We start from the raw sequence: 12,193 nt of genomic DNA on the forward strand, positions 1-12,193 counted from the left end.
AGGAATAAATTTTTTTATGTATTCAAATTTGAAATCAAAATTTTTTAAAAAATGTTTTTTATTTTTTTGTTTTTATAAATAAAAATTAAATTTGGGTAAAATTCAAATAAATAAATTTTGAGGAAAAAAATGAATACTAAAAAAGAAATTAAAATTCCAAATCGTCATCATTACAATAATAAACATTATACAATTAATTATCAAAATAAAACAATAAAACTTAATGATGATTACCACCAAAAACTGCTTGCAATTAAACCTGGTGAATTTGGTGGATTTAGGAAAATAACTGGTTCAGCATTGGGTGATATTTTGAAATTAACCCCATTTAATAGTGAATTTGCTGCTTTTGCAAGAGTTGCAAATTTTTCTATGCCAATTTTGGATAGAAAATATGTCAATGCCGGAATTGCATTGGAACCTAAAATAATCAATAAAATTGAACAAAAATATAATTTTAAAATTGAGCGTTTTGAAGGATCGAAATATAATTTTGATTATTTTAAAGAAAATGAATTATTTGGTGGATTGCCAGATGGGTATTTAAAGGATCAAAATTTAATTATTGAGATTAAAACTGTTGGTGCTAAAAAATTTGATTTATGAAATAATTCAAATATTAATTTAGCTTATATTAAGCAAGCACAACTTTATTCATATTTAATTAAAGCAAAAAAATTCACAATTGTTGCAGCTTTTTTGGAAGAAGAAGATTATGCTAATCCTGAATTAGTTGATATTAATCAAAGAAAAATAAAAAATTGATTTTTTGATGTGAATGAAAAACAAGTTTTGGATGATATGAAGAAATGTGAAAATTGGTACAAAAAATATACTTCATTAGGAATAAGTCCGAAATGAAATGAACAAATTGATGGCGATTTAATTAAGTATTTAGAATGTGAAAATTTTGAACAATGAAAATTCCTTTATTTGGAATGAGTCAAAATTGGAAAGGCAATTCCTGAATATGAAGAAGAAAAATAAATTTAGTTTTAATGATTTTTTAATTGCAAATACAACAAGACCATGGTTTATTTTTAACAATATTGATGAGATTGATAAAAATAATAAAAAAATTTTACTTAATGCTGAAAATTTATTTGAATTTGATGAAGAAAACGTTGAAGAAGAATTAGATTTTTTAGATTTTAAAATAATTGAAATTGAAGAAATATTTGAAAAACATATTATCAAAAATCTTGATACTGAAACAAAGAAACAATTAAATAAATATCCAACTTATGAAAAAATTGATTTTTTGAAAAAGCAGTTAGATAATAATCAAAAATTAAAAAAAATAATTGATGATGATGAAATTTTAAAAAATATCAATTATTTGTTTAGTATTTTTGCAAATTTAAATATGGTTGCAATTGGATTGGATGAAGTTTCCAATCAAGCAATTGCTTATTTAATTGATTTTTATAAAAAAAATTACCAAATTTCTGATCAAAAAATCAAATTTATTTCTTTAAAAAATACTTTGGAAAACCGAATTTTAGAAACAAAAAAAGCTATTGAAGAGGGATATACATTGCTTATAAATCCAATTTTTGAGTATCAAAATTGTTATTCAAAAGTTTTATTTTGTGATCTTAAACAAAACTATTTTGGAAATTTGAATTATTCAAACAAAACCAAAAAGAAAAATATCTTAAAAGCTTATTTTGATTATCATATTATTAAAAACTATTTTGATATAAAAGAAATTTTTATTTTAAAACCTAAATTCCAAAAAGCAAAAAATATTAAAAAAAATAAATTAGATTTTTTATTATCAAAATATAGTTCAATATCCAAAGCAGGAATTTCAATTGATAAAGAAAAAAAGAATGCTTTATCTGAAGACGAAATAAATGCTTTGTATATTTCAGATCCTAATTTCGAATATTCATCAAAAAGAAAAACAAAAAATAGTCCCAAAAATAACATTTCCATTCTAGAACATATAAAAGCAAATATGATTTTTGCTAATTATGATTTTGATGAAAAAAAACTTGCTGATGATCATGAAAAAATCAATAGTATTTATACTTGTTCATTCAAAGAATTTTTATACTTAATAAATAATTATAATAATTTAGATGTTGATTGAAAAATTACCAAAGATGATTTTATTGATAATTTTGGAGCAAATATTTGATTTCTAAAAATCTTTAATAAAGCTTTTCCTAATTATGAATTTGGTTCAAAAAATATTTTAAAAATTATTTCCGGAGTTGAAAATAAGATTAATTCCTTGCAAAAAAAACAAATTAAAGAATTTTATGACAACAATTTAATTTCAATTGATCCAAATATAGAAAATTTATTTGAATATAAAGTGATTACCAATAAAGAAATAAACATTGCTTGGTTTGATTTTGAAGGCGTTTCATTACCTTATCCAATGATGGATAATGTTGCACATTGAAATCAAATTATTTCCCAAACATCAATCATTAAAACAAAAAATAATCAAATTTATCAAAGCAATGATTTTGTTTATGACCCACTTAATTATGATCTAAATACTTATAAAAAAATTGTTGATGATTTATATGATAAAGAAATTTCATATTACATTATTTATAATGAGGGATATGAAAAAACAAAATTAAATGAAATTAAAGAAAAAATGTGATTTTATATCAATAAAAAACAACTTTCTTCAAATGAATATCAAGAATATTGCCAAAAAATTGACTTTATTGTAAATAGATTAGTTGATATTTGTAAATTTTTTAGTCCCCATGGATCGCAATACTTTGTTAGAAATCGAACCATTAATCTTGGACAAATTCATGGTTCATATTCAATTAAAAAAATTGAATATTTTGTGACAAAAAATAATTTGGGTAAATATTTAAAGCACAAAATTATTCCTTATTCAGAATTAAATGTTAAAAACGGTTCATTAGCGCTATTAATTGCGACAACAAGAGCACTTGGCGTCATTGGTGATGAGGAATGAAAACAAAAAACAAGTGATTTAAAAAAATATTGTCATAATGATGTTTTAGCAATGCTTATGACAGCCAATTTAATTGAATATTTAATGAATAAAAAAGATGAATATTTTTATAACTGAAAAAAATATAATTGCTAAAAAAAATTAGGGAAAAACTAGGGACAAATTCCCTATTTTTTTATGTTTAATATTTAATATGAATCTAATTTTTAAAAACCGAGGAATGTTGCTTGAAACAATTATTAATCAAACAAATGAATTTTATTTTAAAAACAATATTTGCTTAATTCATAAAAAAAATTTAGACATCAATTTTAAATCAGTTTTTTTAAAAAATAAACAATTAAGTTTAGAAAATGCATTCATTAAAAATAAAAGTTCTGTTGATTATTATGGAGTATACAAAGGCAAATTTATTGCTTTTGAAGCAAAGAGTACTGAAGAAAATTCCTTACCACTTAATAACATTAAAAAACATCAAATTGAATATTTAGATTTAATTGAAAAACATCAAGGAATTGCTTTTTGAATAATTTATTATAAAATTCAAAATACATTTTTATTAATTTTTCATAAAAATTTAAAAGAAGGTATAAAAAATAAAAAAGCCCTTAAATATAAAGAGGCTTTAAAACTTGGTAAAAAATTAAGTTTGTCATTTCCTGGTGTATTAAACATTATTGAAAATCTTATTTTTTAATTTTTTGATAAGCATCATTAATTTTTTGTTTAAAAACATTTGAAAATTTAAATTTGGGAGCCATTTTTTCTGGAATTATAATTGTTTCTTTTGTAATGTTATGTTGCTTTGTTTTTGAAGGAATTAATTTTGAATTTAAAACTCCAAGTCCAGAAATTGTTACTTGATTTTCATTTGCAACTTCTTCAATTAAAATATTTACCATTTCTTCCAAAATTGATTCAACCATCGCATGTTGAAATCCGGTTTTTTCTGATGTTATTTTGATTAATTCTTTTTTTGTCATATATTCTTCACCTACTATTATAAATTTTAGATTTCTTTCATTAGTTTGGTAATTATTTTCCTTGGTTCAACTTTATTATATATGATTTTATAAAGACTTTCAATTAATGGTAGTTTTATTGATTTATTGTTTTTTATTTGTTTATAAATATATTTTAGAGCATATAAACCTTCAACAGTGACAAAATTGTCATCAAGCTTATTTTTAAAAAAATTCTTGCCATACATATAATTTCTTGATTTTTCAAATAAGCCTGTTAACATCAAATCACCCAATCCACATAGGTCATAAACTGTATCAATGTTTGCATTACAATATAATGCATAGTTTTTAATTTCTTTTAACCCATATGTTAAAAAAGCTGTTTGTGTATTTGTTGAATATCCCATGCCAGCAATCAATCCAGAACCAATTGCTAAAACATTTTTAAAAGTTGAACCAATTTCAGCGCCAATTACATCATTTGTAATTGCAACACCAAACCATTGATTTGAAAAAATTTTTTTAACTTTTTTTGCCAAGTTTATATTATTTGAAACTGCATTAATAATTGTGATGTTTTTATTAACTATATCAATTGCAAAAGATGGTCCAATTAATGAAACTACTCCTTGAATTTTCTTATTTTTTGTAGCTAATTTTTCCATTCTTGTATGAATAAAATCATTTGAATTAGGTCAAAAACCTTTGGATAAATTAACAATAATTGTTTGCTTTTTAACTAAATTAATTACCTGGTAAAAAACATCAGGAATAAATTTTGTTGGAATTGCAATAATTACATAATTTACATTTTCAAGAGTTTTTTTTAAGTCATTTGATGTATTAAATTTGCTAACTAATTTTGTGGCAAAATATTTATGATTATATCCAGTTGCTAAATCATTTAGTTCTTCTTGATTAATACCATAAATAATCACATCATGATTGTTTTCACTAAGGACATTGGCACAAGCAGTTCCCATCGCACCACTACCTAAAATTGCAATTTTTTGTTTCATAATTATTTTTCCTCTTTTTTATTTTTATTTTTTAAAACCAAATTAATTGGCGTGCCTGAAAAATCATAATTTTGACGGATTTGATTTTCAATATATCTTAAATATGTAAAATGGGCACATTTTGGATCATTAACAAAAAGTAAAAAAGTTGGGATTTTTGCATCAATTTGTTTTGAAAATGTAATTGATAATCTTTTACCATTGATTGGTGAAGCTGGCTTGATAATTTGTGCTGTCATCATGATTGAATTTAATTGGTTTGTATTAATTTTTCTTGATAAATTATTTTTTACTTGAATAATTGCATCTTTGAGTTTGTTAATTCGTTGTTTATTTTTGGCAGAAATAAATACAACTGGTGCTCAGTCTACGAATTTTAATTTTTTAGCAAGATTTTTTTTGTAATTTGCCATTGTATTCGTGTCTTTTTCAATTAAATCTCATTTATTTACAATTACAATTAAAGGTTTTTTTAATTCATAAGCAATACCAATAATATTTTGACTAAAATGACTTACTTCTTCTTTGGCATCCAAAATTAATAAGCAAAGATCGGCTTCTTCAATTGAATTTTTTGCCCGAATTAAAGCATAATGTTCAATACTATCAACAAGTTTACTTTTTCTTTTAATCCCCGCTGTATCAATAACTTCAAAAATTTCATCATTTATTTTAATTAAATATGAAACAGAATCACGTGTTGTTCCTGCGACATTTGATACAATTGATCTTTCTTCATTTGCCAAAGTATTTAACAATGTTGATTTGCCAACATTGGCAGCGCCTAAAATTGTTAATTTAAAATGATCTGATTGCGGATTTTGATTGAAATTCAAATTCGCAACAACTTCATCAAGTAAATTCCCGATTCCTTCACCATGAATGGCGCTAATTGGATAAATATCACTGAATCCTAATTTGTAAATTTGACTATCAAAAAAATGTAAGTTTGATTCTAATTTGTTAACTGCTAATAAAATTTTTTTATTTGCTTTTCTTAGTAAGCTTGCAACAAAAAAATCTTCTTTTGTTAATCCTTCTTTTCCATCAACAATAAAAATAATTATGTCTGCTTCATTGATTGCAATTTCAGCTTGTTTTTTGATTTCTTCTTTGAAATTGCCAGTTTCATCAGTTATTCCGCCTGTATCAATAACTCTAAATTCATGACCTGATCATTTTCCTAGATCATAAATGCGATCTCTTGTTACACCAGGAGTATCATAAACAATTGATTTTCGTTTATCAATAATTTTATTAAACAATGTTGATTTGCCAACGTTTGGTTTACCAATTAAAGCAATTGTATTTTTCATAAATTAATTTAGCCTTTTTAAAATTTCATCAAGCATAACTCTAAAATTTTCTTCAATACTCATATTTGTTGAATCAATGCGGATACTTCCTTCACAATATTTTAGCGGATCAACTTCCCGGTTTATATCATTGTAATCCCTAATTTTAATTGCTTGTAAAATATCATCAAAATTACTTTCAATTCCAATAATGATATTTTGTCGGTATCTTCGTTTTGCACGAATTTCTGGTTCAGCTCACAAAAAAAACTTAACTTCAGCATCCGGTAAAATTCGATATGTTGCATCTCTTCCTTCAACAATAATTCCTTTGTTTTCTTTGCCAAATTTTTGAATATATTCATTAACTTTTAGTCGGATTGAATTAAATCTCGCAATTGCTGAAGCAGCTAATGAAACATCATCTTTACGAATTTCAAATGAGATATCTTGATTATTCAAAAATATTTTTTCATTTTCATCAATATATAAGTTTTCAAAATTTCATGCATTATTAATTTCAGATTCATTTTCTAAATCAATATTTTTTTGAATTGCATTATATGCAATAGCACGATAAATGTTACCACTACTAATAAATTTATAATTTAATTCTTTTGCTAACATTTTTGCCATAATTGTTTTTCCCACACCTGAGGGACCATCTATTGCAATATTTATTCTTTTTTGTTTCATATATAACCTTTCGCTTATTTCTTTTGAGATTCTAAATGAGATCTTTAGAATCATGTGTTATTTTGAAAACTTAAAATACTTTAAAACTAAAAATTTAGATTTAATTTGAATGTAAATAATCTCATATTATTAAAAAATTTTAAATTTTAAATATCATCTAGAGTAAAAATTATGATTTTTGGATAACTTTCAATACGTTTTTGCTCATTTGTACTTACAAATTTGAATTTAATTGTTAATTCGTTTAATCCTTTTTTTGGATTTCATAAAACATATTGTGATTGATTTTCTTTTTCCAATGGTTCAATTTTGAAATTTTTTTCACTTGGATAAATATCTGAAAAAGCATTTGTTTTTTCAAAAATTTCTTTAAACCATTTGAAAATGCTTTCTTGAAATGAAGGAGCTTTAAATAATTCTTCCTTTTTCTTTTTCAAGTCTTCAATTTGTTTATCAAGTTTAGCAACTTCTTCTTCGTTGTCTTTTAATTGAAGTTTTTTTTCTTCTAATTCTTGAATTTCTTTGTCATGTTCTTTATTTTTTTCATTAATTTCTCCAATAATTTTTTCGGCATCTTTTTTGTTTGTTGCTCAATTATTGTAAAAACTTGACCCCGGATAAATTTTTAAGTCATTTGAAAAAAATTCAACATCTTGAGATGATTTAAAATAATATTTTGAATTTGGTGTTGATTTAATTTTGTTTGTTTCAAACACACCTCTAGCATATTCGTAATTCAAAAACACTTCAAAATGAATTTTTAATTTTGAATTATCATTTTGAATTTTTTCTAAATCTGTAAATTTAAAATCCAAATACTTGGTTTGTTCAAAGTTTAAAAGACTATTAATTTTTGGTTTTAAAAAAGCATCTGGATCAAAAGCTGGTGGTGCATTTTTCAAGATCTTTTGTTGGTCAGAAATTGATAACCCTAATAAAGGAGTTGCATTTTCATTCAACAAAATATCACTAAATAATTGCGGATGTTTATTAAAATATTCTTCCCTTTGTTTTTGTATTTTAATTTTTTCGTTATTAAAATCATCATAAAGTTTATTCGCTTCTAATGAACCTACGATCATGTCTTTGATTTTTATTTTGCCAACTTCTTCATTAAATTTTTCGACAGATCAAAATTCTTTTTCAATACTTCGGGTATTTTTTACAACATAATAAATTGCACCAGCAATTGCAGCTGCTGTTAAGGTTGGAATTGCAACTCATGTTGTAATTAAAAGACCTTTTCTTAATTTTGAATTTTTAGATTTCATGCTACTTATTTTACTATGCTAAGGAAATAAAAATTGTAATTTTGCTAAAAAATTTTAAAAAATATAAAATACATTGTATTTTAAAGTATCAATTTTAAATAAAAAACTCTCTGAAATTAAAAAGAAATTTTGAAAAAAATTAAATTATTTTAAGGGGCATAAAAAAATTCAAGTTCTTTTGCATAAAAGAAGCTTGAATTTTGATTTTATTTTTTTGTTGTTGTTTTTTTTCTAAAATATTTTCTTCCTGGATTATCAATATTTCGAATGTAATTACATTTAGGAAATGCAGAACAACCAATGAATTTTTGTTTTTTAATTTTTGTATAACGATAAACTAAATCAGCATTACATAATGGGCATTGTTCATTTAATTTGTTTAACTCAAGCGTTGTAATATCAATTTGATCCTTGATATCATCGTATCTTGCATTAAATTTATTTCAAAAGTCTTGCATTAATTTTTTGTAATCTTCTTTTCCTTCAGAAATTAAATCAAGTTCTGTTTCAACTAAGGCTGTATATGCCTCATTGATTGTTTTAGGGAAACTACTCAATAGTTTTTCCAAAACAACTTTTCCAAACTCAGTTGGAACTAAATGCCCATCAATTAATTCAACAAATAATCTTTGCTTAATCACAGAAATTGTTGAAGCGAATGTTGAAGGTCGACCCACTTTGATGTCATCCAATTTTTTAATTAATGAACCTTCGTTATAACGACTTGGTGCCTGGGTTTGTTTATCTTCTTTAATAAATTCCTTTGCATCAATGACATCACCAATTTTTAAATTAGGAATTTGAATTGTTTCTTCCTTTCCAGCATATGCATAATACCCATCAAAAATAACTTTACTAAAAGACATTCGGAAATTTTGACCACTATTTTTTAAATTAAATTTATAAATTTCTTTTTTAGGACAAGTCATTAATGACATAATTGTCTTGTCATAAATGATTTTATAAATATAGGCATCAATTTCATTTAAATCATATTGATTTTTTGCAGCTTCAGGATCTAAATCAATTCTTGTTGGCCGAATTGCTTCGTGTGCATCTTGTTTTCCTGAAAAACCTTTGATTTCTTTAGCAATATAAGCTTCCCCAAATTTTTCTTTAATGTAATTTCTTGCCTTAGCAACAAATGATTCACTTAATCTTGTTGAATCAGTTCGCGGATAAGAAATTAATCCGGCTTCAAAAAGTTTTTGGGCAGAGGATTGGACAGTTTTTGAATTATATTTCGCTTCTTTATATAAAACTGATTGTTTAAAGGGTGTATATGCACTTTCAGTTCGTTTTGAAACTACAATGTCATCAATTAAAAGTTTGTAATCACTTGCTAATAAGTCTGCATAAATTTTTTTTGCATGCTCTTGGTCAATTCAGGTATTATCTTCAAAATCTTTATTGTTTTTTAGATATAAAATTGCTTCTAACTCATTTTTTAATAAGACATTAATTTTTGAATATAAAATTGGTTGAAACTCTTCAATTTCTTTTTCACGATCACAAACTAATTTTAAAGCAATCGATTGCACTCTTCCGGCTGAGGGATTAGTTGGTGCATTTTTTACTTTTTTCTTCATTAATTCAGATAAACGAAAACCTATTATCCTGTCAAGCATTCGACGCGCTTTTTGGGCATTAACTAAAGCTTTATCAATTTCGAGTGGATTTTCAATTGCAAATTTTATTGCCTCATCTGTAATTTCATTATATTTGATTCTTTTGTATTTATTTTCTAATTTTAAAGTTGTTATTAAATTATTTGCTATTGCTTCACCTTCACGATCGGGGTCAGTTGCAATCAAAACTTCATCGGCATTTTTTGTTGCTTTTTTTAGATTTGAAATAATCGTTTTTTTAAGTGGATCAGGAATCATTTTTGGTTCTCAGTTTTCAAAATCAATTCCTAAATTATTAATTCCGCCTGTCGCTAGTTTAAGAATATGTCCAACTGAGGCTAAAACGATTATTTTATCGCCAACGATTTTTTGAATTGTATTAACTTTATTAGGTGACTCAACAATCATTATTTTTTCAGACATAAAAATCCCCTTTTTGTCAATAAAATTTAATAAACAATAATGATAACATAAAATCAAATATTAAAACTTTAAAATAAAAAAACGATTAGAATTTTTTTAATCATTCTTCTCGTTTTGTATCAGTCTTATCTTTGAATAATTCTTTAATTTGACTATTTTCATGGTGATTTAATTTCGGAATATATAAATCTAAATGAATAAATAAATCACCTTTTGAATTTGAATTTTTATATGGGTATCCGCAGTTTTTAATCCGAATTGGTTCATTTAAATCTAAATTATGACTTAATTTAACTTCCTTTTTACCATATGGTGTTGGCACTGAAATTGTTTCTTCTAATAAAACACTTTTGATTGAAAGCGGCATTGATAAAAATAAATCATTATTTTGTTTTTTATACAATTTACTTTGAGCAACAGAGAAAACAAGATATAAATCACCAACATGGGAACCATTTACTGATGGTTTACCAAAACCACTTATTTTAATTGAATCCCCGCTTTCAATTCCAGGAATAATCGAAATTTTCTTGCGGATTTGATTTTTTGTTGTTTTTTTGCCCTTACATTTAGAGCAAGTCTTATTAATTATTTTTCCTGATCCATTACATTTTGGACATGTTTTGATCGTTGAAAAAATTGCAATTCGTTTGCTAATTTGACCATTTCCATGACATTCTGAACATGTAATAATATCTTGTGGACTATCAGCACCACTACCGCCACATCCATCACACATGTCATATTGGTCCAAATTAATCTCGACTTCTTTACCAAAAATTGCATCTTCAAAATTAACATTTAAAACTAATTGTAAATCTTGACCACGTGCATTTGCTTCATTACCAAAACCTCCAAATGAGCCAAAAATGTCATCAAAAAAACTTCCACCTGAAAAACCTGAACCAAAACTTTCAAAAAAGCTACTAAATATATCTTCTGAATTTCCAAATGAATATGAATTTGGATCAAAAGCACTATGTCCAAATTTATCATATTTAGCTCTTTTATTTGCATCTGATAAAATCTCATATGCCTCTGAAACTTCTTTAAATTTTTCTTCAGCATCTGGAGCACTATTGCGATCAGGATGGTATTGCATCGCTAATTTACGATAAGCTGATTTGATTTCTTTTTCTGTTGCATTTTTATTTATGCCAAGTATTTCATAATAATCTCTTTTATTTGCCATAATAGATAGTATTTTAGCACATTTTTATTAAGAGTGCTATTTTTTTAGATCTTCATAACTTAAAATTGCAATTCGATAGTTTTTATTAATATCCTTTTTAAAAATTGCTTTTGGATAATTTTTTGCAATTCAGTTTTTAGCATATGCATCAATTTCTAAAATTAAATAACCTTGTAAATTTAAATAATTCCTTGCCTCATTCAAAATTTTTTTATAAAAAAATAAGCCTTCCTCTTTTGCAAATAAAGCTTTTTTGGGTTCTCATTTTAATGATTTAGGAAATTGATGATTTTTGTTTAAATAAGGCGGATTGGAAACGATTAAATCAAATTTTTGGTTAATTTTCTTAAATAAATTTGATTTAATTACTAAACAATTTTTTAAATTGTTTAGTTTAATATTTAATTTTGTTTGTTTAATTGCTTGATTTGAAATATCACTAAAAGTAACAAAAGCATTGATATTTTTATTGATTGCAAGTCCAATAAATCCTGAACCACAACATAAGTCTAGTACTTTTGAATCTTGATTAATATAATTATAACTTTCAAGAATAACCTCTTCTGTTTCATATCTTGGAATCAAAACATTATATCTTAGATCAATATGCACATTTTGCATTGTTTGATAACCAATAATTTTTTGCACTGGATAATCTTTTTTTAATAATTTTTCTTCCTTTTTTGAAACAAAAAGAGGCTGCTCATATCTTCTTTTTTCTTGTAGCAAAACCTCTTTATCAATCATT

General features: G+C 24.6%; 11 protein-coding genes. 3 read left to right on the forward strand and 8 right to left on the reverse strand.

Annotated features, from left to right (window positions below; all coding sequences use genetic code 4):
• Window positions 1-129: 129 nt before the first annotated feature.
• From D2845_RS06175 to recU, 3 genes are read left to right on the forward strand one after another with little or no spacing between them, the layout of a single operon-like run.
• Window positions 130-987, forward strand: coding sequence for an MAGa7180 family putative nuclease (locus D2845_RS06175; protein WP_110858229.1), 858 nt, complete (start codon window positions 130-132; stop codon window positions 985-987).
• Complete coding sequence (locus tag D2845_RS06180; RefSeq protein ID WP_110858230.1) at window positions 971-3,091, forward strand: UU173 family protein; 2,121 nt, start codon at window positions 971-973, stop codon at window positions 3,089-3,091. Before D2845_RS06175 ends, D2845_RS06180 begins: the two co-directional genes overlap by 17 nt.
• A 58-nt stretch (window positions 3,092-3,149) precedes the next feature.
• Window positions 3,150-3,653 (forward strand): Holliday junction resolvase RecU, encoded by a 504-nt coding sequence (recU, locus tag D2845_RS01270; protein WP_002880908.1) that lies wholly within the window; start codon window positions 3,150-3,152, stop codon window positions 3,651-3,653.
• Here recU and D2845_RS01275 read toward each other — a convergent pair.
• The 8 genes from D2845_RS01275 to D2845_RS01310 all read right to left on the reverse strand — a co-directional run bounded on the left by D2845_RS01275 (window position 3,643) and on the right by D2845_RS01310 (window position 12,192).
• Window positions 3,643-3,939: an HU family DNA-binding protein gene (locus D2845_RS01275; RefSeq protein ID WP_002880906.1), complete on the reverse strand. Its 297-nt coding sequence runs from the start codon at window positions 3,937-3,939 to the stop codon at window positions 3,643-3,645. The genes recU and D2845_RS01275 overlap by 11 nt on opposite strands.
• Before the next feature lie 26 nt (window positions 3,940-3,965).
• Window positions 3,966-4,940, reverse strand: coding sequence for an NAD(P)H-dependent glycerol-3-phosphate dehydrogenase (locus D2845_RS01280; protein ID WP_110858231.1), 975 nt, complete (start codon window positions 4,938-4,940; stop codon window positions 3,966-3,968).
• Between the two features lie 2 nt (window positions 4,941-4,942).
• Window positions 4,943-6,256, reverse strand: a complete 1,314-nt coding sequence (gene der / locus D2845_RS06185; protein WP_110858232.1) for a ribosome biogenesis GTPase Der — start codon at window positions 6,254-6,256, stop codon at window positions 4,943-4,945.
• A 3-nt stretch (window positions 6,257-6,259) separates the two neighbouring features.
• Window positions 6,260-6,931: a (d)CMP kinase gene (gene cmk / locus D2845_RS01290; RefSeq protein ID WP_110858233.1), complete on the reverse strand. Its 672-nt coding sequence runs from the start codon at window positions 6,929-6,931 to the stop codon at window positions 6,260-6,262.
• A 146-nt stretch (window positions 6,932-7,077) separates the two neighbouring features.
• The gene (locus D2845_RS06190; protein ID WP_110858234.1) at window positions 7,078-8,202 is read right to left on the reverse strand and encodes a hypothetical protein; all 1,125 of its coding nucleotides are present in this window, start codon (window positions 8,200-8,202) and stop codon (window positions 7,078-7,080) included.
• Window positions 8,203-8,408: 206 nt separating this feature from the next.
• Window positions 8,409-10,253 (reverse strand): type I DNA topoisomerase, encoded by a 1,845-nt coding sequence (gene topA / locus D2845_RS01300; RefSeq protein WP_110858235.1) that lies wholly within the window; start codon window positions 10,251-10,253, stop codon window positions 8,409-8,411.
• Between the two features lie 85 nt (window positions 10,254-10,338).
• Window positions 10,339-11,445: a molecular chaperone DnaJ gene (gene dnaJ / locus D2845_RS01305; protein ID WP_110858236.1), complete on the reverse strand. Its 1,107-nt coding sequence runs from the start codon at window positions 11,443-11,445 to the stop codon at window positions 10,339-10,341.
• Window positions 11,446-11,481: 36 nt separating this feature from the next.
• On the reverse strand, window positions 11,482-12,192 hold the full coding sequence (locus tag D2845_RS01310) for a peptide chain release factor N(5)-glutamine methyltransferase (RefSeq protein WP_110858237.1): 711 nt from the start codon (window positions 12,190-12,192) through the stop codon (window positions 11,482-11,484).
• Window position 12,193 lies beyond the last annotated feature (1 nt).

Source organism: Metamycoplasma alkalescens, from assembly GCF_900476125.1.
GTDB lineage: Bacteria > Bacillota_I > Bacilli_A > Mycoplasmatales > Metamycoplasmataceae > Metamycoplasma > Metamycoplasma alkalescens.